The 24,423-nt window shown below is 23.3% G+C and carries 25 protein-coding genes; 21 read left to right on the top strand and 4 right to left on the bottom strand.

Annotated features, from left to right (window positions below; genetic code table 11):
* The first annotated feature begins 52 nt into the window (after positions 1-52).
* From OCV55_RS03800 to OCV55_RS03785, 4 genes are all read left to right on the top strand, one after another.
* Positions 53-1,366, top strand: a complete 1,314-nt coding sequence (locus OCV55_RS03800; RefSeq protein ID WP_147579850.1) for a glycosyltransferase family 2 protein — start codon at positions 53-55, stop codon at positions 1,364-1,366.
* A 66-nt stretch (positions 1,367-1,432) separates the two neighbouring features.
* Positions 1,433-2,089 (top strand): PIG-L deacetylase family protein, encoded by a 657-nt coding sequence (locus OCV55_RS03795; RefSeq protein WP_147579849.1) that lies wholly within the window; start codon positions 1,433-1,435, stop codon positions 2,087-2,089.
* Between the two features lie 27 nt (positions 2,090-2,116).
* Positions 2,117-2,629 carry a hypothetical protein gene (locus OCV55_RS03790; protein WP_147579848.1) on the top strand — a complete coding sequence of 171 codons (513 nt, stop codon included), beginning with the start codon at positions 2,117-2,119 and terminating at the stop codon, positions 2,627-2,629.
* 65 nt (positions 2,630-2,694) lie between these two features.
* The gene (locus tag OCV55_RS03785) at positions 2,695-3,078 is read left to right on the top strand and encodes a hypothetical protein (protein WP_267309804.1); all 384 of its coding nucleotides are present in this window, start codon (positions 2,695-2,697) and stop codon (positions 3,076-3,078) included.
* Positions 3,079-3,705: 627 nt separating this feature from the next.
* On the opposite strand, the gene OCV55_RS03780 is transcribed toward OCV55_RS03785, so the two are convergent.
* Entirely contained in the window at positions 3,706-3,969 is a 264-nt protein-coding gene (locus OCV55_RS03780) for a hypothetical protein (protein ID WP_147579847.1), read from the bottom strand.
* Between the two features lie 586 nt (positions 3,970-4,555).
* Here OCV55_RS03780 and OCV55_RS03775 point away from each other — a divergent pair.
* Together OCV55_RS03775 and OCV55_RS03770 are read left to right on the top strand one after the other, a co-directional pair.
* Complete coding sequence (locus tag OCV55_RS03775; RefSeq protein ID WP_147579846.1) at positions 4,556-5,227, top strand: DUF5626 family protein; 672 nt, start codon at positions 4,556-4,558, stop codon at positions 5,225-5,227.
* A gap of 363 nt (positions 5,228-5,590) precedes the next feature.
* On the top strand, positions 5,591-8,875 hold the full coding sequence (locus OCV55_RS03770) for a restriction endonuclease (RefSeq protein ID WP_147579845.1): 3,285 nt from the start codon (positions 5,591-5,593) through the stop codon (positions 8,873-8,875).
* Here the strand turns inward: OCV55_RS03770 and OCV55_RS03765 are convergent.
* Positions 8,872-10,683: a glycosyltransferase gene (locus tag OCV55_RS03765; RefSeq protein WP_147579844.1), complete on the bottom strand. Its 1,812-nt coding sequence runs from the start codon at positions 10,681-10,683 to the stop codon at positions 8,872-8,874. The two genes, OCV55_RS03770 and OCV55_RS03765, sit on opposite strands and share 4 nt — an antisense overlap.
* 114 nt (positions 10,684-10,797) lie before the next feature.
* On the opposite strand from OCV55_RS03765, the gene OCV55_RS03760 reads away from it, so the two are divergent.
* The 8 genes from OCV55_RS03760 to OCV55_RS03730 all read left to right on the top strand — a co-directional run bounded on the left by OCV55_RS03760 (position 10,798) and on the right by OCV55_RS03730 (position 17,687).
* Positions 10,798-11,610, top strand: a complete 813-nt coding sequence (locus OCV55_RS03760; RefSeq protein ID WP_117576160.1) for an abortive infection system antitoxin AbiGi family protein — start codon at positions 10,798-10,800, stop codon at positions 11,608-11,610.
* Positions 11,610-12,848, top strand: coding sequence for an abortive infection system toxin AbiGii family protein (locus tag OCV55_RS03755; RefSeq protein WP_147579843.1), 1,239 nt, complete (start codon positions 11,610-11,612; stop codon positions 12,846-12,848). The genes OCV55_RS03760 and OCV55_RS03755 overlap by 1 nt, the downstream gene beginning before the upstream one ends.
* Before the next feature lie 105 nt (positions 12,849-12,953).
* A complete protein-coding gene (locus OCV55_RS03750; protein ID WP_147579842.1) occupies positions 12,954-13,886 on the top strand; it encodes a tyrosine-type recombinase/integrase in 933 nt (310 codons plus the stop codon).
* Entirely contained in the window at positions 13,887-14,108 is a 222-nt protein-coding gene (locus OCV55_RS14065; protein WP_147579956.1) for a glutaminyl-peptide cyclotransferase, read from the top strand.
* Positions 14,109-14,471: 363 nt separating this feature from the next.
* On the top strand, positions 14,472-14,837 hold the full coding sequence (locus tag OCV55_RS03745; RefSeq protein WP_267309803.1) for an RHS repeat domain-containing protein: 366 nt from the start codon (positions 14,472-14,474) through the stop codon (positions 14,835-14,837).
* A 377-nt stretch (positions 14,838-15,214) separates the two neighbouring features.
* Positions 15,215-16,252, top strand: coding sequence for a hypothetical protein (locus OCV55_RS03740; RefSeq protein ID WP_147579840.1), 1,038 nt, complete (start codon positions 15,215-15,217; stop codon positions 16,250-16,252).
* 87 nt (positions 16,253-16,339) lie between these two features.
* Positions 16,340-16,978: a DarT ssDNA thymidine ADP-ribosyltransferase family protein gene (locus tag OCV55_RS03735; RefSeq protein WP_147579839.1), complete on the top strand. Its 639-nt coding sequence runs from the start codon at positions 16,340-16,342 to the stop codon at positions 16,976-16,978.
* A gap of 22 nt (positions 16,979-17,000) precedes the next feature.
* Positions 17,001-17,687 (top strand): DarT1-associated NADAR antitoxin family protein, encoded by a 687-nt coding sequence (locus OCV55_RS03730; RefSeq protein WP_147579838.1) that lies wholly within the window; start codon positions 17,001-17,003, stop codon positions 17,685-17,687.
* Between the two features lie 224 nt (positions 17,688-17,911).
* Here OCV55_RS03730 and OCV55_RS14060 read toward each other — a convergent pair whose 3' ends face one another.
* Both OCV55_RS14060 and OCV55_RS03725 read right to left on the bottom strand, forming a co-directional pair.
* The gene (locus tag OCV55_RS14060) at positions 17,912-18,442 is read right to left on the bottom strand and encodes an accessory gene regulator B family protein (protein ID WP_394802853.1); all 531 of its coding nucleotides are present in this window, start codon (positions 18,440-18,442) and stop codon (positions 17,912-17,914) included.
* A gap of 1 nt (position 18,443) precedes the next feature.
* Complete coding sequence (locus OCV55_RS03725; protein WP_147579836.1) at positions 18,444-18,743, bottom strand: helix-turn-helix domain-containing protein; 300 nt, start codon at positions 18,741-18,743, stop codon at positions 18,444-18,446.
* 162 nt (positions 18,744-18,905) lie between these two features.
* On the opposite strand from OCV55_RS03725, the gene OCV55_RS03720 reads away from it, so the two are divergent.
* The 7 genes from OCV55_RS03720 (at position 18,906) to OCV55_RS03690 (ending at position 24,405) form a co-directional block, all read left to right on the top strand.
* A complete protein-coding gene (locus OCV55_RS03720; protein WP_117575917.1) occupies positions 18,906-19,064 on the top strand; it encodes an AgrD family cyclic lactone autoinducer peptide in 159 nt (52 codons plus the stop codon).
* Positions 19,065-19,143: 79 nt separating this feature from the next.
* The gene (locus OCV55_RS03715; RefSeq protein ID WP_147579835.1) at positions 19,144-19,842 is read left to right on the top strand and encodes a LytR/AlgR family response regulator transcription factor; all 699 of its coding nucleotides are present in this window, start codon (positions 19,144-19,146) and stop codon (positions 19,840-19,842) included.
* Positions 19,839-21,059: a hypothetical protein gene (locus tag OCV55_RS03710; RefSeq protein ID WP_147579834.1), complete on the top strand. Its 1,221-nt coding sequence runs from the start codon at positions 19,839-19,841 to the stop codon at positions 21,057-21,059. Before OCV55_RS03715 ends, OCV55_RS03710 begins: the two co-directional genes overlap by 4 nt.
* 236 nt (positions 21,060-21,295) lie before the next feature.
* Positions 21,296-21,751: an RNA polymerase sigma factor gene (locus tag OCV55_RS03705; RefSeq protein WP_147579833.1), complete on the top strand. Its 456-nt coding sequence runs from the start codon at positions 21,296-21,298 to the stop codon at positions 21,749-21,751.
* A 521-nt stretch (positions 21,752-22,272) separates the two neighbouring features.
* Positions 22,273-22,620 (top strand): type II toxin-antitoxin system PemK/MazF family toxin, encoded by a 348-nt coding sequence (locus OCV55_RS03700; RefSeq protein ID WP_449670147.1) that lies wholly within the window; start codon positions 22,273-22,275, stop codon positions 22,618-22,620.
* A 70-nt stretch (positions 22,621-22,690) separates the two neighbouring features.
* Positions 22,691-23,059, top strand: coding sequence for a helix-turn-helix domain-containing protein (locus OCV55_RS03695; RefSeq protein WP_267309802.1), 369 nt, complete (start codon positions 22,691-22,693; stop codon positions 23,057-23,059).
* Between the two features lie 17 nt (positions 23,060-23,076).
* A complete protein-coding gene (locus OCV55_RS03690; protein WP_147579831.1) occupies positions 23,077-24,405 on the top strand; it encodes a hypothetical protein in 1,329 nt (442 codons plus the stop codon).
* The last annotated feature ends 18 nt before the right edge of the window (positions 24,406-24,423 follow it).

Raw genomic sequence — 24,423 nt, 5'->3', positions numbered from 1 at the left:
TTATAATATAAATTCTTTTATTGTTTATGGAAGATCTAAAGGAGATAAAATTATGATTGATAAATATTATAGTGTTGATTATTTGCATCGTCTATATAATATGTATGATGATAAGTGTGTAAAAGAATATATAGACCAAAGAATAGAATGTATTTATAACATAACAAATAATGATGTTTTTCTCAAAAGTAACTATATAGATGATGAACATGTTGATTTAAATAAACTTAATAATGATGGATTAATAAGTTGTGTAATATTAACTTATAACGAAGAAAGGTGTATAAGGCGCTGTTTAGTATCAGTAATTGATATATTTGATGAAATTATTGTAATGGATACAGGTTCTATAGATAATACAATAGACATTATAGAAAGTTTTAAAAATTCAAAAATAAAACTTTATAAAGAAACATGGCATGATGACTTTTCTAGTATAAGAAATTTGGCTGCTAGCAAGGCAAAGTTTCAATGGGTATTCTTTTTAGATGCAGATGAGTTTATTATGGATATTTCATATAAAAAATTACATACATATATATGTGGATTAAATAATTTTGATGAAAGAGATAATATTGTTCTTTGTCCAACGATTATAGATGATGGCATAAATTATGTCCACAGAGATATTCCCAGAATTTTCTATAATAGCCAAAATTGTTATTATTATGGATTAATTCATGAAGAAATTAGGACTCGAAAAGGCACACCTTTATTTTTCCATACGAATATAAATATTCTTCATGATGGTTATAGAGCTGATATTTTAATAAAAAAAGATAAAAAGAATAGAAATCTAAATTTATTAAAAAAAATGATAAGTTTAGAGCCATCTAATATTAGATGGAGATATTTTTACTTAAAGGAGGGATTTAATAATCTATCTTTAAAAGAAATAGAAGAGGTTGTTAATACTTTTTTAGTAAAAAATGAAATATGTGATTTGATATATGAAAATGTAGATATAAATAATTATACATTTTTTATAATTGAACTACTTTGTAGAAAGTATATACAAAATAATAAATATTTGGAGGCTAAGAAATGTACAAAAATTATGGAATCAATAATTCCACAAAATAGTGATAGCATTTACTTTGATGTTTTATGTAGTTATTTAGAATCTAAAGAAAAAATTATCAATTTATTAAATGAATTAGTCTATTATAGAAAAAGTCACTTTTCTACACAAGATAATATGTTTACAACGGAAGGTTATCACATAGATTTATTAATAGGAATTTTGTTGTTTGAAAAAGGTGAATTTAAAAAAGCATATCAATACTTTCAATTTCTATTAGAAAAATTCAATGATAAGGAAACAGTATTTTTAATAAACAAGTTCTTAAGTGCCAAAGAAAAATAAAAAAATATTAAGTTTTTTATGAAGTGACGAATATATTAAAATTAAAGGAAAGGATAAGTATATTGTTTGTTTTTTAAGCAATATATATTTAAAAATATGAATAGTATATTGATAATTGGAGCACATCCAGATGATATTGAATTAGGATGTGTTGGAACGGCTTTAAAACTAAAAAGTATGGGTAAGAAAGTATATTGTTTAATTTTAACAAAAGGTGAAAATTGGGAGAAGAAAACTTACAAAGAAAGAATTTTTGAACAAAATAAATCATTTGAAATAGAATCTTTTGATGGTGTCTATATTGGAAAATATAGAGATGAATGCATAAAATGGGAAACGGAAGCGATAGATTATGTTTCTAACATCATAAAAGAAAATAGTATCGATACCATTTTTTCTCAATACTATCTAGATTCGCATCAAGATCATATAGCAGTATCTCATATTGCTAGATCAGCAAGTATGTATTGTAAAAATTTGATTTATTATGAATCATTGACAAGTTTACAATTTTATCCTAATTTTTATGTGGATATTTCTTTATATGAAAGACAAAAAGAAAAAATGCTAAAATCATTTACTTCTCAATTAGAAAAATATGAGAAAAGAAATCAAAATTTAATAGAATATATACATTCTAAAGATAAATTAAATGGTATAAAACAACATTTGGATTTTGCAGAGGGATTTATAGTAGAAAAATATTTATTAGAAGAATTATAAATTTGATAAATTATAGGAGAGAAAATTATGAAAAAAATATATAAAACAAATTATAAATCAAATATTAATAATAGAAGTTTAAAACAAGATGCTTTTTTTCATCCAATACCTGTATTTGATTTGAATATAGATGAATTTAATAGATGCATAATTTTAAAGTTAAATACAAAGCAGGATATTATTTTTTTTAAAGATATTAAAAATACTTATATAGGTTTATCCTATGGACTTCAGCCATTAGGAGTAACTCAAAATATAGAATATTATATAGATTTACATATTGTCACTATTGACAACGAGGAATACGTATTAGAATTTTTAAGTTACTCTTGTTTAAAAAAGTTAGTCTTAGATTTGACTAAATATAACATTAATATTAATGATCCAATGAATATAGTCCCTGTAATAAATGACAGTATTGATCCTATAAAAAGAAAACAAATAATAGAGCTATTAAAAAATAGAATTAGTGAATTTGAAAATGATGAAAAATTAGTTGAAAAAAATAGAAGAAAAAATAAATATGAAAGACGATTCTAAAATAATAATATCTTTGAAATTAAAAAATATAGTTTAATGTTTAATTGTTTAGGAGATGTACGCATATGACCAGATTGAAAAATTACGATAAAAAAAGGCATTTGAAAATGTGTTTGTTTGGATGTTTAGCAGGAATATTTATTGTGTTTATAACTATTATTAATTCAACACCTATGTTACAAAAGTATTCAAAAATAGGAATATTTACATTAGAAAATAGATCATATTTTGAAATATATTTTATATATATAATCGAAATATTGTTATTTTTTAGTGGACTAGCCAATGGATTATTTTGGATTATAGAAATTACAAAAGAAATACCAGTACAATATAAAATAGTATGTTATTTCCTTACTGCATTTTTTTCTATAATTGTATCAATAATAGGAATATTGACATTGCTACCATTCATAGTATACGATATATATAGCATAAATGTAAAATAATAAATATAGAATTATTAAACATAATATTTTTAGGTACTCAAGAGGCTATGCTATGGTTCTTTGAGTACCTAATTTTATTATAAGAAAATATTAATCGTAAGGTAAATGCCAGATAAAAAGTAAGCGCCAAATAAAGTAGAGGATGGAAATATAATAAATCTTCATTGATAATTATAGTAGTTTTAGAAAATTAAAATTACTATATTATTATTAAGTATCTTTAGATACTCAAAAGACTGCATATAGTAATTTGAGTATCTAATTTCAGCAAATAAAGAAAAATGGTGGATTAGATTATTTTATAGTTATAAATAAAACAAATAATATGACAAACATAAATGACGTTACTTTTGTTACATTTGATACAAATCTGTATAATTTTTCACAGGAATGTGATGTGTTATATCCTAAAAAAATATGATAATTTAATGTGTAGATAGAGATAGGTATATTAATTTTAAGAAATGAATATTAAAATAAATAGTATATATTTGTAATAAGCATAGAAAAGAAATAAAATTTTTAGGATTAAGATTTCAATAGTAGCATTTGTGTTGTAAAATAAAAAATAATTACTTACTTTTTTGCAAAGTAAGAAAAGAGGTATAGAAAACTAATGAGTTTAGTTTAATCTATAACCTCTTTTTTTATTTTCCAATAATTTTGTATTTTTTTTAGTTCATCATTACTAATTTTTAAAATATCATTTTTAATACTTTCAATAAATTTATCCCTTGAACGAATACTGCTAAAATATTGAGCACTACCTTGAATGTGCTGATCATCTAAAATTTCTATTAGCATTTTTGAATGTTCAACCCTATAAATCTTATTTGGGTAGTTATTATGGTCGCAATTTCTCATATCTTTAAAGTACATAGTTGATTCCATGATAAAATTTCACCTCATGAGATATATTATAGCAAGATTCAAATATAAAACTAGACTTGACATATTAATTATTTTATTTTGAAAAAAATTTAAAGAGTATGATAAATGTTTTATAAAAAATGAGACATGATAATATAGCAATTAAATGTTATATATTTCTATATTTAAAGCAAATAATGGAATATTTGTATCTTATGATAAATTATTGCATTTTATGTAATAAATATAGCTATTATTTATAAAATTTAATATTCTATAATTGGAGAAGGGAATGATAATATGCAAGGTATTTTTTTAAACTGGTTATATTCAATTTATCAAATAATTATTCCATTGTTTTTTAGTATTATTTTACAATATCTAATTTGTAAAAGTTCTTTAAAATATGGATGGATTATACCAACTTTATCTGTTTTATTTTTTGTTTATAAAGTTTTTAAGATATTATATCCTTCTATGGCTATGAATTTGTATAAACTTAATCCTAATATCATTGTTCTACATATTGGAATATTGATTATTTATAGTACATTTTTCTTAACAACATTTTGTATTTATCTTATGAGCAAGAAAGAAGGGAAAAATCATGAAAAGAATTACTAAAATTATTGCAATTATTTTAACCGTATTATCAATAAACTGTACATCTGTATTTGCTATTGAAACATCTGTTTCAAGGTATGAAATAAAACAAAAACTTTTAGAAGTAGGTGTAAATGAAAATAAAATAGATTCGTTGGTTACAAAAATACAAGATGGTGAAAAACTCGATTGTATGAAAGAAAAGTATAATAATATAAAACCAACAGTTAAATCATGGACTGATACGGGAGGATATGAAAAATATGTATATCCTGATGGATCGGTAAAGACATTGAGCGTTACACCAGCAATTGTTACTGGAAGTATAATTGATGGAACTCGTACAAGTGGGTCAAATTGGTATGAATGGAAAAATGCTAGAGTAATTGCATCTTGGGGAGTAGTTACAGCTAGTTTTTACGCAAATATATTTGGAGCTACTGGACAAGGTAAAATTAATAAAGTTTGGGGTAAAGGTGTAACTGTTGTTGGCGGAACATTTAGTGGTCTTGATTTAAAAACAGTAAGAGCAGAGACTACTAATAGTACACCGGCACAAGCAAGATTATATTTTATTGGAAAATGTACAGGTGATTTTGGACAATCAACATTCTATTTAAGACTTTATGTTCCGTATAATTCTGCCCCATATGCTAAATTTTCAATGCCTAATTAGTGATGGGAAAGACGTATTATTACTTATTTAGTGAGGACAATAGGAAGTAATTATTAGTTAAAATATTCTTATAGTAGAACAAGAAGGACTATATTATTTAAATTATTAGTTTTTGTCTTTAAAATTACTAAAAATAGCGGGTATAGTTATCTCGCTATTTTTTATAAAAATTTGACGTAGGTTCTATAAAATATATTTCGATTTACATAGGTTTTAAATATTATAGAAAAAAACATTAATTTAATAAGTTGTATTTTATAGAAAACAAGGATAAGATATAAGAAAATTGTTATTAATACATAAAAATGATAATATTAAGCATAGATAATTGAATATTATCATTAATACAGGAGGGCGAAGAATATGGATTTTTATACACTAACACCAGCTACTTTTGAAGAAATGTGTTTTGAATATGCAAAACAAATCTATAATAAAGATGATTATATTTTATTCCATACTCGTTATACACATGATGGCGGAAAAGATATTGAAACGAAGTTTTTTGATGAAATACATGAATATAAAATTTGGGCAGAATGTAAGCATCATAGAAGAAATATTGGTTTAGAAGAAATAGGTAAAAATGTTGTACTTGTTATAGCGCATAATATTAATAAAATAATATTTTTTTCTTCAAGTCTGATTCGAGATTCGGCAAAAAAAGAAATTATCCATATTAGTAGAAGACTAAATTTTGAGGTTCAATTTCTTGATGATACACTTTTAAAAAATGAATTAATAAAATATCCTGAATTAGTAAATAAATATTTTCCAAGTTATAAAATAAATCAGAAAGAAATACAAGATAAACTATCGATAAAAATAAAATTAAATGAAATAGGTATTTGTGATCCTGAATATAAAAATACTTTTTATTTGAGAGATTCAGATATGTTTTATACAAATGTTTTTATAAGTAATACAACCAATCATTATTTTTCAAACATTAAGATTGATTGGTTGGATGATGACGATAATATAGAAATTTTAAATACATACAAAGATGAATGGATATCTGAAGAAATAAAACCATTTTCTGATTATTTAATAACTTTTTTATGTCATGTAAAGAAACTGCATGGTAAAGAAATCGAAATGCCAAATATTATTTTAAGCTATGATTACGATGATAAAACATATTACAATGATAATCAATTACCAATATTAAGTCTAAAAAGATATAATTGGCATCCACTGCAGGGAAGTAAATACATAGAATTTATATGTAACGATTTTGCTAATGCTATTGTGAAAAATAAAACAGGGTTATTTCAATATATTGAAATAGAAGGAAAAACAGGATGTGGGAAATCGCGAATTATCAATGAAATGAAACCTAGAGCTCTAGAAAATGATTATCTTTTTTTATCGTATGATAGTTATAACTATCAAGATTTAGACATAATTCGAAGAATCATTTGTGATATAGCGGGTATTTCATATAAACAAAGAAATATATTTTATACGCAAGAGCAATTAGAAAAATTAATAATTTCTCCAAAAATTACAGAAAATGCAGCAAAAATAATATCTAATTTTATCTTCAAAAATGATAAGAGTAATGATTTTATTAATATTATTAATTATATTAGTCAATATACTGCTATTTTAATTAAAGAAAGATCGAAAAACAAACCAATTATTATTTCAATAGATAACATTCAAAATAGTAATTCAGTATTTTTAAATTTGCTTATAAATCTAATTGAAGATTTTGAAAGTAATAATATTCATGTTATATTAATAACTTCTCTTAATACCGAAAAAATATCAAATGAAAACATAGAAATAATAGATAACTATAAAAAAGTAATTAATCATAATCGAAATTCAAAACCTAATCAATATTTGTTTTTTAATCCTAAATGGTTTGAAAAAGATGTTATAACATTTTGGATGGAATCTTTAAAAAGATTTGATGCAAATGATTTATTGGTAAAACAATTAGTACATAAATTTGGAGATAATCCTTTAGAAGTCACAATGGTGTCTGATTATTTAAAACAAAACTTAATTTTAGCACAACATAGTAATGAAGAGTGGTATGTATACAACAAGGATAAATTTTCTAATATATTAAATGAATTCTTCTCAGGATTTAGATTAATATTTAAAAACAAAATTAATGCAATCTTCGAGCAACATAAAGAATTTTTATCTTCTTTAAAAGAAATAATATCAACATTAGTTTTATTTAATAATTCCATTGATACATATTCATTATTTAGAATAGTTGATTCAAGCGAAGCAATTGATATTTTGAAAGAAAATTCGATTATAAAAATTGAGGATAATATATATTCATTTTATCACGATTCAATATATTTATTTTTTAAAAAAGAAGGTATATATACATATAAAGTAATAGATAGAATAATTGATTTTATGAAAAATAATGAATTTGAACAAAAAAAATTAGTAAGTTACAATATTTACTATTGTCAAAATAAGATTTATGAATACTCAAAACTTGCAAAAGAAATACTAATTGATTATATAAATGATTTTAGTTACATACAAGCGATTGAATTTGGAAAAAATTTGTATAATAACAAATCTTTAAAAACAAAGAATATCAAATTGTATTTACAATGTGCACACTTATATGCGTTTGCATGTTCATCTTTAGGAAAAAAAGATGAAAGTTGTAATATATTCTATGAATTGTCTAAATTATATATAACTAATCAAGCAATTATTGATATTGAAGAGATATGTGATTTTTTCAGGGACGCTATTAATTCTCAATTACAATCTAATAGATTTGATGAAGCTTTGGAAATTATAAAGATTTATAAAACAATAAACCCTAAATCAAAAATTCACGATTTTCTACTTTATAATAGAGAAGCAGTAACTTATTTATCAATAAATAAGATTGATAAGGCAAAAGATATATTTGAAAAATCATTACGTGTAGCAGAAACGATAGAAAATAATTCAAAATTTTGGACAAGTACAACATATAGTGATATAGCATTAATGTACTTTTATAGTAAATTTAAAGAAGAAAATAAAAAAAAGACAATAGAATATTTAAAAATGGCAATTTCAGATTATTATCAAAGTATTGATGAAACTGTCTATCGTAAACACGAAATAACATGGCATGAAGCATTTGTAGATATTTTAGAAGAACAGTATGATAAAGCAATTAAAAGGCTATCAAGAGAATTTGAAGAAAACCATAGTTGTCTTTCGATATATGAAAAATTTCGCATTAAGAATCTTATAGCTTTATGTCAAATGTATAAAGGTGACTACAAGAAAGCTATTAATGAACTAAAAAATATACAAGCAGAATGTGAAGTTAATCAACATTCTGCAGCAGTTGCTAAGTTAAATAATAATATAGGAGTAGCATATATGTTATTAAATGAAAATGTGATGGCATACGAATACATTAAAACTGCTTATTTACAGATACAAAGTGCAAACATATATTTAAAAATGTATCCTATAGTATCTAATTATTTGATTATAATAAAAATGTTAGGTAAATCAACAGAGGATGTTTTAACTAATTTGAGTATGATACACGATCCTTTTTTTATTAAATATTGTAAGAAAGTGTGTAAAAAAAATACGGATATTGGACAATCATGGACAATGTGGAACTTTAAGGGAATGGATTATATCTATTAAATTTCATTAATAGGTATAATATTTCCATTCCAGTCAATGATTAAATCTCTTTTAAATGGTCGTTCATTAAACCAAAGTTTATTATTAATTATTAAATTAAAATTATCTACAAAGTAAATTATAGGCATTGAAGTTTCAACAATGGAATAATCTAATAAATTATATAATTGTATTGGAGATTGAGATGTGTTACGCAAATCAATTTTAGAAACAATATGTATATTTAATGCTTTTTCCAAAACTTTTAAATAAACCTCATCGTATCTTGTATTTGAAAAATTAAATACTTTGTAATATCGAGAAGAAATGTTTTCTTTATATTCTGAATACATTTCTTCTAATTCTTTTAGAGCTATATCATTCATATTAAATGAAGCCCATTTTTTAAAAAATAGTGATCGTGCTTTGATATAAGAAACATATCTTATATCACCTGATGTTCCACCACCATGATAAGCAATAGATTTATTTGAAACGTAATTATTTTTTGAGGAAATTTTTAATGATAAATCTAAATCACAATGCGAATTATAGAGTGTTTCATCAAAACCACCAATAGAATTGAACAGTTTTTTAGAAATAAGCATTGATCCTGAGGTAACAATATTAAATTTTCTATCTTTTGATATATATTTACTAGGACGATTATTTTGATATTTTGGTTTGATAGAATCAACTTCATATAGTAGCATACCAAAATACTCAATACCATTGTTTGATTGTTTTAATATTTTTGAAGATATTGCGCCAAAATCAGGGTGTTTTTTTGCAGTTAATTCCATTTCTATTAACCACATGCTATCCACAATAATGTCTGAATCTATAAAAATTAGGTATTCTCCGTTTGAATTGCTTGAACCGATGTTACAGGCTGCAGAATATCCAACATTTTTGTCATTGTTAATAATATTTAAATTGTCTATATTTTTAATATTATTAAAATGATTTCTATTTAGTTTTTGAAATTCATTGTCGTTGACAATTATGATTTCATAGTCTTTTCTATTCTTTAAGGCTATACTAAGTGCATTAAGACAAGCTTGTAATTGATTTAAGTTTTTATAAAATGTAATTATTATTGAATATTTTAAAAAATTTGATGAACTGTTCTTAAATATTAATTGCTTTTCTTTAGCCTCCTCTCTACCGAGTAGTCTTTTATTTTTGAAATAGATTTTTTGATTTTTATCAAGCCATGTTCCAGAAAAAGAATGGATACCCATGCTTTTTTTAGTTATATTAATACTTCCAGAATTAAAATCAATAGGACAAAAATATTCAGTGGGGTAAATTTCTATATTATTAAACTTTTGATAAACATTTTTATTTTTTAAACCAAGTTTTAAAAGATAATTTGATATTATTTCTACATTTGTTATTTGAGAATAGCTCTTATCACTTTGAATAAAGTGTTGTGTATTATAATAATTTATTAAATGTAATAAATTAGGATTGCTTTTTTTTGAAAACATCATAGCAGTTTGAACTTTTCCAATACTTTCAAACCCTAAAGTAAGATCTGCAGTTAATAAATTTTCAAAATTTTTAAAAACTTCATAATCTGTATCAAAATAGATACCTCCATAGTTATATAATGCATATAGTCTTACATAATCAGATACAAATGCATATTGTTTAGCTTCATAGGCTTCTTTTGTATAGTCACATATATTCACATCAAAATTATTTTCATTCCATACTATTATTTGATAATTTGGAAAATGTTCTTGCCAACTTTTAATACAAGCTATTGTATAATCTTCCATTTTTTTATTACCAAACCAACAATAATGAATTATTTTTTTCATATTCAATTCCTCCTACTATTGATAATATTCAATTATCATTACTAGAATAGAGGAGCTTGTTTATAAAAAATAACAGTGATAGAATTATAAGATGAAATATAGAAGGTGATAAAAATGGATAGAAATAATAATGTAATAAGAACTAAACCTATAGGTATAACATCAGATGATAAATTTCCTGTTTCCTATCAAAGTGCAAATACTTTCTTTCATTTTGTAAATAAGTTTAATTATTTAAATGAAATGATAAGTGATAAAAAGATTTATCCTAGATATTGTAAAGAAAGTCTAGAATACTTAGATTTAGATATAAAAAATATTAGTGTTGCGATGAAATGTTTTTGTAATATTCCTTTACATATGGTTCAAGCGCACAAGAAAGAATATGGTACATATTGCATAGGTTTAACAAAAGAATGGGGAATAAGAAACAACCTACAACCCGTGATTTATTATAATCAAGAGTCTTCTTTTTATAATTCAATAAGAAAGTCATATAATGCTGCTATGCAATATTCATCTGATGATGATGTATTAGCAGATATAGGCGAAATGACAAATTATGTTTTTAAATATATGAAACCTGTAATTGGAAGGGATTTGAAAACAAAAAGAATAAAAGATTTTACAGACGAAAAAGAATGGCGATATGTACCTGAAATCAATGGATTAGATTTTGGAGAAATTATTGTAGAAGAAAACGTAATTAATCACCAAAATATCATAGAATCATATAATAAAATAATTAAAGATAAAGGATATTATTTACAGTTTGATTATGAAGATATTAAATATATTTTTGTAAATAATGATAGTCAAAGAAAAAATATGATAAAGAGAATAAAAAAATTAGATTGTACACAAGAGGAAAAGGATTTATTAATAACAAAAATATGTATTTGGAAAGAAATGGAGGGTGATTTTTGATGGCAAATTTTATTAAAAATTTTAAAAATCAAAATTATAATGATGGTTTTCTACCACAATCTGTATTGGAAGAGTTATCTAAAAAATGGAATGGGAATTTGGAATATGTTTATAAAGAAAATGGGACATATATGTTAGAAGCAACAAATGGAAAGATTGAATTAGGATTTAAAAATTTTGAAATTGAGAATCTAGATGAAATTAAAGATAAATGTCAAAAAGAAAAATTAACAATGGAGGATTTGATAGATTATTCTTATAACTCTCAAAAGCCATTAACTTTAAAACCTCTAAAAAATTTTCAACAGTTTATCAATAATGAAAGAATCGATAATAATGAATTTATAATTTCTAAAGATATTATAGCAGATCCTATACCTGAAAAATTGGTGATTTTTCCAGAAAAAATGAATAAAAGTATTAAATTAAAAATAGGTAATGGAGAAGAATCATACGTTTATACATTTATTCAAAAACCTATTGATAGTTTAACAAAAAAAAGATTTGTAACTTCACCCAATTCAAAGCTCCTCATTGATTACGAAATAGATAATGAACGTATTAAATTCAATATAGAAATAAATAAACTACAAAATACTACAATTAAGGAATATCTTGAAACATTAATTTTTATGCAATCGATATTTAATAATGGAATGTATATTAATGATACATATATTAAAGGCTCGAAAGGTAAAGACGAAAAATATGAAAAGCGAGAAAAATTAATCGATTTATGGAATAAGGTTTATCAAATAGAAAAAATACTGGGCTTAAGATTTACAATTACTAATGACTTATTGGATAAGAAAGATTTAGATAATATACTTTTGTTATATAAATCGTTTATAGAAAATAAAGCATTAAGGATTAATAAAAAAATAAATACATTATCTTTTTCGTATGAGAACATACCAGAATGGTTTATCAAAGATGTAAAAGAAAATAAAGAAAGAAATTTATGTTTAGAATATTCTGAAAAATACAGTTTTAATTTATTAGGGGAAAAAATAGATGTACTAAAATTAAAAAGTTATTTTAATTTGTTTGTTGATGAAGTTGAAAACTCTGAAGAAACAAAAAAAATTCATTTGATTTTAAAAGAAAACGATGAAAATAAAACATATGAAAGTGTACAATTATTTAAAAATGAACATGATCTTGAAAAATTTTTTAGCAATAAGGATCATCTAACTGAGTTACAAAACGCTAAATGTTCAATTCCTATCTATTATTAATTTATAGAGAAGTTTGACACACCAAATTATTAAATTATAAAAATATCTTTATTTTGTGTATTTTCCTTCAATATAATTTTAGTTATATTGAAGGGAGAAACAAATATGAAAAAAGAAGAATTGGAAAAATATTTAGAAACTTATTATGAAGACTGTTTATTGCGAAAAAGATTAAGTGATAAAACGCTAAGGGCATATAAAATTGATTTAAAACAATATATTAATTTTATAGATGATTCAACAGAAGATACAAAAACAATAAAGGATTATATTCACTTTTTAAATAAAAAATATACTAAATGTAAAACTATAAAAAGAAAGATAGCAAGTGTTAAAGCGTTTTATTCTTACTTAGAATATATAGAAATAGTAGAATATTCACCATTTCAAAAAATAAGGACAAAAATAAAAGAACCAAAAGTGTTGCCTAAAACAATACATAAGGAGTATATTAGTAAAATTATCCAGTATTTGCTAGATGAGGTAGACAATTCAAAAACAAATTTTCAAAAGAAAATATCTTTTAGAAATATTACTATTATATGTTTATTATTTTCAACAGGAGTAAGAATATCTGAATTATGCAATATAAAATTAAAAGATATTAATTTACAAGAAAAATCATTAAAAATAGTTGGTAAAGGATCAAAAGAAAGAATTTTGTATGTAGGAAATACAGATGTTGTTGAACTTTGTAAAACTTATATACAACTTTATAGAGAAAATATAGATTGTGAATATCTTTTTTTGAATAAGTTTGACCAACCCTTGTCCGAACAGACCGTGAGAATATTATTAAATAAGTTAGAGAAAGAATTATCTTTACAAACTCATGTAACACCACACATGTTTAGACACACTTTTGCTACAACATTATTAGAAAAAGGAGTTGATATTAGATATATACAAAGTATTTTAGGACATAGCTCAATTTCAACAACACAAATTTATACACATGTTACATATTTCAAGCAAAAAGAAATAATGACAGAAAAAAATCCTATAAATGGTTTTATAATAAAAAATAAAACTAATTAGATAGATATTAATTTTTATGTATGGAAAAGTAGATATATTTATAAAATAAATTTAAGTACAAAAAGAGTTGAAAAAATTTTTAATTGTACTGAATTAATAAATTATTGTAAAAAAATAAATAGAAATATTAACGAATTAAATGGTATAGCACATATAAAAGATAATCTTTTTTTAATATTAGGAAAAAAATTGCCAAGAATTTTTTTAGTTCGACTAACGTAATTTTTTAGTATAAAGGACTATTTTAAATATAGAAATTTAAAATAGATAAATTGAAATGAATTTTGTTATTTGGAAAATGTAAGCAAATGACAAGATTCATTTTTTTATAAATATATTCTATAAAATTATTTAAAGATATAGTGGCATTACATACTTATAACTTATTTAATTATGTTTTCTATGATAAAAAAATGCATTCTATGATGAATAAGTCACAGTTTTTGTAGATATTTTTTAAAATGTATAGTACAAGGTGACAAGACACTGTCAGAATACAAATATGAGTATGACGGACAGGACAATATTATTTCAGAAACAATTAATGGTGTCGTTAACAGCTATGACTATAATGAATCGGATGAATTGAAAGCTTCAACAAAAACGATTGACGGAAAAACAGTCATAACTGAATACAGCTATGATCTTTTTGGAAACAAAGTAGAGTCATCAAGTGATGGAACAAATAAAATCTATCGTTACAATGACAAAAATCAGTTGACAAATATTAAATCAAAAGATGGACTTACCGATATCTATTATGATAAAAATGGAAATGTAAGAGATATCTACTATGCAGGTGGATACAAAGAATATTATCAATATGATGAATTTGGTCAATTGACTACTTTAAAAACAAACAGAGACAGAACTTACAATTATGAATATGATGGTGAAGGTGATCGAATTCATGATGAAAAGATCATCATAGGTATAGTAAAAATATTATAGAAATTTATTATTTAACAGAGGGTAAGAAATATGAAATTAAATTTGACGATGGTACTAACATAGGGGGTTGTCGCTTATCTATAAAAAATGATTATGTAATAGTGCGACTTGATAATTTTTGGAAATATCCTGTGAAAGGTAAAGGGTATATATATAATCTATCTACATTATTGGAAAATAATGGATATAAATTAATATAATCTTGTTGGAGGTGAAGAAATTATATAAAAGTAATCTATTAAATTAAATAATGATTATTTTAAATAAAATAATTTTTTATTAAAAGAAATTTTAAAAGAATAAAACTGAATATAGACAATAAGACATTGGTAAAATTTTTCCAATGTCTTATTGTTAAGTTAGAGAGGAAATACAAATTGAAAAAAGAAGTTGTAAAATTAAAGAGTGCGGAAAAATTATATAGAGAATTTGATAATACGTGTACAAGCAGAGCAATGATAAAGGAGACGGGCATATGTGCAAATCTTATATACATAATAGAAGTTATTTTTATTGTTTTAGTGATATTTATATATTACTTTTATAAATTTTATAAGTTAGGATTTAAATTTAATGCTAAAACTTTTGAAATGATAAGTATTCATGATGGTAAATCATTTTTATGTTATATAGGAACGTTACTGTTTTTTATGTTTATTACAGTGGTTACTTTGTTTATTGGGGAAAATGTTTTGACAAACAAGGTTATGGATACTTTTGGAATTGAAAAAAAATATAAAAAGATTTTCAATAAAACTAGTGAGGTTGATACTGATAAATCAATTAAGAAAAAATGGTACAAAAATGCAATCTATAAGATTATTAGTAAAATACAAGTTCCTAGCGTTAATGAAACAATTAAAGAATATTTAGAAGAAGAAAAGGAAAAATTCATAAAAAAACAATTACAAGGCTATTCTAAAGAACAATTAATGACAATATATAAATTTATGGAGAATTCTATACGAAACGTATCTTTAGAAATAGCAAATACATCAAATATAAATATATATATTTCTTTTTTAACCGTTTTTTTAACTGTTTTTTTAACAAATTTATTATCTTTTGATAACATTGAGAATATGAAAGATATAATTATTGTTCTAGTTTTTACTTTAATTGTGATAGTAAGTTCATATTTTCTTTATAAATTCCTTATTTATTTATATAAAAAATATGAAACAAATCTTTTATTGGGATATTTAAAAAAAGAAGAAAAGCAAATGAAACAATTTATAGAAGTATTAAAGGATGTAATTATTAATTACGATTATTATTTTAATGATAAAGAAAACGTTAGTGAAGTAGGAAGACAACTCAGTTTAGATATAGGAAAACAACCCTTTTCTTTAAAAAGTGTGAAAAACGATATAAATAAATTAAGGACAAGATTTTTACATAGATCAAAAAAATAAGTAAAAATTAAACTATTTATGAATAGTTTAGTTGAGAATAATTACTTGCTTTTCTAACATAGAATAAAAAAATAGAGGTGATATTATATGGATAATCAAAGTATTATACAATATGCAAAAAGTAGGCATATTGAATATTGTGTTCATTTTACAAATATATTAAACTTAAAGAGTATTATTAATTATGGACTTTTACCAAAAAGCATTTTAAAGGAAAAATCAATGAATTTTCAAGAAAATGATGTATATAGATATGACGGATTTGAAAACGCAACTTCTTTATCTATTACTTCACCAAATTATAAAATGTTTTATTCACTAAGAAATCAATACGCATCTACAAGATGGGTTGTTTTAGTAATTGATGCATATTCTGTTTTGTCAAAAAAATGTGCATTTAATTATACAAATGCAGCAAATTATTCATTAAGTAGGATACCGATTGAAGAAAGAATGACATTTGATTCTTTTAAAAAAATGTTTTCCGAAAATAACCCTGATCGTACCCGTGAACAATTGAGATTAGCAGATAATGAGACAACTGATCCGCAAGCTGAAATTTTATTATTTGAAAAAATATCATATAAATCTATCAAATATGTAATTTTTAATTCAATAGACGTATATAATGAATATAAAGATTTTTTAAATGAATTTGGAATTCTAGGTGGGGTTGATATAGGATACTTTTCACCTAGAAGAGATTATTCTTATTGGTTAAAATAAAAAAAGGAGATGACATAGTATTGTGGCTAGTAGACCAATATTTCATACTTTACCTTATTATCCGTTTTATGAAGAGATAGACGTAGATTTTGTCTATTTTTCAGGATTTTCTAAAATTCAAAAACAAAAAAGCTTGAATAGTTTACAATCCAACTATATTTTAAAATTTAAAACCAGAAAAGTTATAGATATTTCAACAAAAAGTACTTCAGATTTAGGAGTTAAACTTAGTGCTTTTAATTTAAAAGTAAAATATAAGAATAATCTCTTTCCCGTTGAATGTCTTTTTCAAGGAAGTAAGACATTCAAAAGTGGTGGACCGTATAGAGATTTGCTGTCAAAAAATCCAAAAGATGCGAAAAGAGACAAAAGATTGAAAGAAAGTGGAGAATTGATACATTTCAATTACTTTAATATGATTTTTCCCTTAGAACCGAAAGATTATTTTTACAATTGGCTTTATATCAATTCTTTATATAGAAATCCTGGATTGGCCAAAAGAATCTTAGAATTTGATAGTTTTTCCGATATTGAATTTAATCCTAAAAGATCAGTTAATTGTCAAGCAAGAGCTGTAGCAATTTTTGTAGGACTTAGTAAATCAAAAAAATTAGAAGAAGCAATGAAGTCAAAGGAATCATTTTTTAAAGTAGTGTATGGAGAAAAACACCATAACAAAGTTGAGCAACTAAATATTTTCAAAATGTAAAGAAAATAGTAAATTTAAAAAAGCACAAAATTTCACGGTTATTAGTTATCGGATTATTCTGTGCTTTTTTAAATTCAAATTATTTGTAGATGATCTTTGTAAGAATATAAATATTTATATTTATTAAGGAGGTTAAGATAAAATGAAAAGCTATCTTTACTTTTCGGATTCTTTATCAATATTATTATATTTTTAATAGATTGCTGTATCTAGTTATAATTTTTTTAATTAATTATATATTTAATATAGTACATTAGCTCTGTAACAAATAGAGCAGAAAACATACCTAAATTAAGAATTTTATTTTTAGAAATTATTAGAACTAAAGAAAAAATAATAATAAGAAGATATTTGTAGTAAATATTATAATTTTTCAAATGTAAAGTATTTTCTTCACAGGGCTTTATAATAAAAAGTAATATAATTAGGATAGGTGAAGCGATTTTTAATAAATTATGATAAAAGATTTCTTTACTTAGTATATTTGTTAGTGAGTATATAATAACCATTAAAGAGGTACATCCATATATTGTTTTACAATGAAAACCTCCCAATGTAATTCTCAATATACAAAAAGTAGGTATAAAATATAATCCAAATCCACAATTTTGAAATAAAATAGACAAAACGATTAAAATTAATATGGTAAATAAATTATAAATCAAAACTTCTAGTCCGTATTTTAAAATATCTTGATCATATGCTTTTGAATCAAATTGTGAACATAACTTATTGACAATATTTTTAAAGTTCATATCATAGCTCCTTTTTTTTATCCTCATTATTAATTATAGACATTATTTTATTTTTTGATAATTCATCAAGATCAGTAATATCGATAATCATTCTTTGGTTTCGCCCACATAAAAAATCTAATGTTACTTTATAATAATTGGCAAGTGATATTAAATTACTTACGCTTGGTTCTCTTTTTGCCAATTCATAAGCAGAAATTGTTGTTCTATCTATGCCTGTCATTTCTTCAGCTAATATTTGTGTAACATTTTTCTTATCTCGTAAATATTTTAAATTTTTACCAATTATTTCTTTGTACATATTTATCACCTAATAAAAAGATATACAAATTTTTGCGACTCTAGGTCGCAATGTTACAATTTGCCACATTTTTTGTTTTTTATGATAAAATATTGCATAATATGATAAAAATGTATAAATATCATTAAATTATATTTAGATTATAGTAAGGAGGAGATAATTATGAAAGAACGTAGTAAAAATAGGGTAAAAAAAGCTGTATCGAAAAAAGCATGTGATTTTCTTAATTCACTTGCATATACATCTTGTTCATCATATTCTTTTGTAGGACCATATGAGCCAAAAAAACCAGAAAAATTAAAAAAACAAACTAATATTTAATATATCAAATATGATATAATGAAAAAAAGAATTAAGTTACTTAATGACTTAATTCTTTGCTTTTTTGGAGGTTTTTATAATGAATATTGTTTTAGTTGATAATGATATTGAATTTTCTAATAAATTAAAAGTAGATGTTAAGTCGTATTTTAAACAGCTAGATGAAAGTATTGATTTTATTATTTTAAATGATTCATTTGATACAATAAAGGACATTGATCAAATTGACCTCATTTTTTTAGATGTTGATTTGAACTTTGAAATGAATGGGATTGATATAGGAGCTTATTTGAAATCTAAGTTTCCTAAAATAATTATTGTATTTGTATCCATGCATGAGGATTTTGTTTTTCCCGCATTATCTATTGGTTTTTTTCAATTTATAAGAAAAACAAAATATGATTTTGATATTATAAAAGTATTGAGACAAATAGAGGCTTATTTAAAAGAAAATTTAAAAAAGATATGTATTAAAATGGATGGAAGAAGCCATATTGTTAGATTGAGTGATATAAAATATATTATGTCAATAGGTCATGATCTATATATTAGTACATATAAGAAGGAATATTTGATATATTCATCTTTAAAAAAATTTATGGATCAAATATCTTTTAATGAATTAGTTCAAATTGAAAGAAGTCTAGTAGTTAATCTTAATTTTATAAAAAGAATGAATAAAACAAGTGTTATAACATTAAATGATGAAGAATATTTTGTTGGTCGAAAATATCAAGATGAGCTAGTAAGAAAATATGAGGAGTTTCTTTTAAGATGATTTTTTTTGATATTATTATGACATTGATTGAAGATTTCATCCTTACTTATTTTGATTTTAAAATATTAAATATTATTAATAACAAGTTAATTATTTTTTTAACACTTATCTGTACATTAGTTACTTTTGTATTTAATAATTTGCTATTAAATAATTATTGGTTAATGATTATTTTGATTGTAATTTTTACTTTCATATCCTCTTTTTATGATAAAAAAAGAAATTTAATATATTTTATTGTACCAGCAATATTGATAATAATTCTACTTTTTTCTAATACAGTGTCTATTATTTTTGTTTCCGCAATATTTTTCATAAATCCAATGCAAATTTCTTCTAATAATATTTACATTATTTTCTTATCTCTTTTATCAAGAATTGTATTTTTAGCTTTATCTTATTTATTTAGCTATTATGATAATAAATATAGATTGAATAAAAACAGATTATTAGTAGGTAATTATTGGTGGTCGTTTTGTTTATTTGTTTTATCTTTTTTAGGAGTGTATACATTATTATTTGAAATGATTTTTTATCATATGGTAAATTCTGCTAATATGTATAAATTATTATTTCAATTAATTGTCATGTGTTGTTCATTTTTTATATTTTATTTTAATATTCAAAAAGAATATCAAAACAATCTCATTCTGAATGAAGAATTGGTAAAAAGTAAGTATGCGGCAGAAACCTATGAAAAGATTAATAAGCTTTCTTATCAAATGCTACAAGAAAAACATATGATGTGTTATATTTTGATGTCTTTTAAGCATTATTTAGATACGAATAATTATGATGCAATTGAAAGACTGATAGAAACACAATTAAATAAATTTGATTTTTATAAATTTTCTAATTTTACAGGTATCAAATTATTTGATAAAGAAATTGTTAAATACTTTATTTCATTAGAAAATGATGGCTTTTCAATAAAGAAAGTTATGACGATAAATAATACAAGAATTTTAGAAAATGAAAATTTTGTTAAAGAGATAAAGGCAATCCTAAAACAAATTACTGAGTTTTGTTTAGATAATAAAACTTTTGAATTTTATCTATATGAGGTCAATGAATTTGTAGTTTTAAAGATTTTGACATTATGCACAGATAAAGTATTTAAATTTAATGATAGCTATGATGAAAGTGTTGTGGAAAAAAGAAAACTTCAAATAAAAAATGATAATATAGAGATTAAAGTACTTTTTAAAATAAATTAATGAATTTTCTATTTTATTTTCTCAAAATTATATTTTATAAAGAAAAATTAGATATGAATTTTGAATGTGGGTTTAATTTAAAAACTGTTTAGTACATATTGTATATATAAGTAATTCACTTTTTTACTTTAAGTGAGTTGCTTTTTTTTTTGGTTAAATTAGAGCAATACCTTCTATAATTATTAGTCTTACTTTCTTTTTATTTTCCTCCATTAGTCGAAGGAGGAAAAATAGGAATGCAAACAATAATTGTAAATTTGAAATCATTATATCCAGAATACTATACGGAGGATATGCTTATTGAAGTTGCGACAGATATATTAGAAATCATTGACAAGTATGAACATATTGAATCAGCATATGATAGAAAATTAAGATATCATAAAGTATACTATTCTCTAGAAAGAAGTCCATATGTTGAAATACATAGGGAGGATTTTAATAGGAAAGATACAGTATATTTAGATAATATGGTTCATGATGATCTTTTGAAATTAATTATAGAAGGGATTAACAATTTGACCATAGTACAACGTAAAAGAATATATAAAAGATTTGTAGAAGGAAAATCACTACAGGTAATAGCAAAAGAGGAAAATTGTACAAAACAATCAGTATTCAAGTCAATATCTAAAGCATTAGATAAACTAAGAATAATATTAGAAAAAAATGGATATGATGTAACAGATTAAAATCTATAGAGTAATTGTGATTATTAATAATATAATCACAATTACTCTTTTTTATATGTTAATTATAGAAAATAAAAAAGTTATTTTTTTTGAGGTGACAAATGTTGCTTTTTTCTCCTTATAGATGAAAAGAAGATTTCTTTGAAATATAAGGAGACTTTTTTAGAGTACATTGAAAACAGAATAGTAATATCGGTAACGTTACTTATATTTAAGCCCAATCATGAATACGCCATGACCAATATGTATTGAGAGCGAATAATATTTGATGGTAATCATAGGTGCTGCTATGAGGCGATGATAATATAAGAATATAATGATACGCATAGTGTTCGCATGAGTAATTAAATTTGCCGCACGCAAAACACTATTGAAGGTTAGAATCCTTTGAGAACATATAACGCCTTGAAGATTATGTGGGACTCGTGGAATTGCATAGCAAAGCAATCTACTGATATTACAATTAACTAAAAGCAACTTTACTGTTGCTTTTAGTCATACATAAAAAGAAGGTGATGAAGTTGATAGAAAACATAGTAAGAGGAGAAATATATATAGCTGATTTGGATCCGTGTATAGGCAGTGAACAAGGTGGTATCAGACCTGTTGTGATTATTCAAAATAATACTGGCAATAGATTTAGTACAACTACTATTGTTGCACCGATTACAACAAAATTAGGCAAAGCATATTTACCAACACATTTGGTTATAAATAAAAGAACAGGAATTTATAAAAAATCTATGATATTACTTGAACAAATAAGAATTATTGATAAAAGTCGGCTGTTAGAAAAACTAAGTATTTTAGAAGATCAAGAAATTGATTTAATGGATAGGTCTTTACGGATAAGTGTTGGTTTAAATTAATGTACGATTAATAAATTTGCACATTTGTATGTGAATAAACATCTTAATAAACTAAAGGAGAAGTCAGAAAGTGAATAGAATAAATGATTGGGATAAACAGATATTAACAGCACAGGATATTGCAAGAATTTTTAAATGCGGTAAGAATTTAGCTTATAAAATTATTGAAAGTGATGACATGAATGCTGTTAGGATTGGCTCAACAATACGAGTATCTATGAAATCTTTTAATGAATGGATTGATAATAAAGGTTTTCTTTTAAATAAGGAAGAAACATTTGATAATCAAGTTTATACATTGGAAGAAATAAAAGATATCTTAAAAATTGGAAGAAATTCTTCTTATAATCTATTAAATGAAAATTACTTTAAGATCATTAAACTAGGAAAAATTGTAAGAATATCTAAAAAATCATTTGATAACTGGCTTAATAAATAGAATTAGGAGGAACAAATGTGGAAATAACAAAAAGAAAGTACATTACTACGATTACTTATGACAAAATATGTAATGGAGTAAAAAAGATATGTAGAGAAAGCTTTTTTGATAAGAAATATGTCGATATTAGAGTAAATGAAATCAATAATCGTGAATATGATAAAGAATATAAGATTGATCAAGATACATTGTTTATAGATTTCATTGATATTTATTTAAAGAAAGTTTCTTTAAAAATTGACACTTATGAAAAGTATGAATCATATGTAAGTTTAACATACAGGTATATTATGGATTATTTTGAAAATACTTGTATTAAAGATATAACACCAATATTTATTGAAAATTTAAGTAAACAAGTTGATAATCAAATTTCAAAATTTGGTAATAAAGAAAAAGTAGTATCAAAAGCGGTAAAAAAAGATATTACAAACTTTTTAAATAAATTATTTAATTATTCAATGATGCTTAATTTATACGAAATAAATCCTATGAAAAATTATAAAATTCAAAGTCAGTCTGAAGAGTTCTCACTTGAATGGAGCTTAGATACACTATGTAATGTTTTTGAATTGAGTAAAGGAACTAGGTTTCATATGTTTTTGCACTGCTTTTTTGGAACCGATTTAAAAATTAATGAAATTTTAGCATTAAAATGGGATGACTTACATATAAGTGAAAACGATTTAATAAATAATAATTGTTATGCAGACGTAAATAAGAAAATTAATAGAAAGAGTACATCTTATATTAACGATAATAAAAAAATGATTTTAAAAGTGTTTGATAAAAAAATAGGTAATGAAGGGCGAACAAGGTTGGTTATTTATAAAATAACAAATAGTAAAAAAATTCATATTCCTATTAATGTAGCTAAGTTACTGATTAAGTGGAAAGAAACAGAAAAGCGAAAAAAGAGTTGCTATTGTAATTTTGTTGATAATAATTTGGTTTTTTCATTAAAAAATGGTAAAGCTTGTGAAGATAGAATTATTAATAAGGAATTTGACACATTGAAATATTTAAATGATTTACCAAATATAAAATTTATGAAATTAAAATTGTTTTCTAAAGAGAAAATTTTATATAATGAGGAAACTATGACGATAAGAGAATTATATTACAATACTCTGTTTTTTGATTATTCAAAATGGTTTGAAGTAGGTTATATGAAAGAAGGAGGAATTTATCGTAGTAATTCAATTTCAGCAGGAACAAATTATCGCAATATTAATCTTAAAGATATACAAGTTCCAAAGAAAAAAGAAATAAATATATTAAAGATTATTTCATTACTGAAGAACAATCCTGATTTTTCAAAAGAGTTGACAAGTATACTCAAGTAGTAAAGCTGTCATTTTTTA

Origin of the sequence: [Clostridium] ammoniilyticum (genome assembly GCF_025566905.1) — a bacterium.
Classification (GTDB): Bacteria; Bacillota_I; Bacilli_A; order Erysipelotrichales; family Coprobacillaceae; genus Faecalibacillus; species Faecalibacillus intestinalis.
Note: the sequence above shows the minus strand (reverse complement) of the source record. Positions and strands in the feature narration are given on the sequence as shown.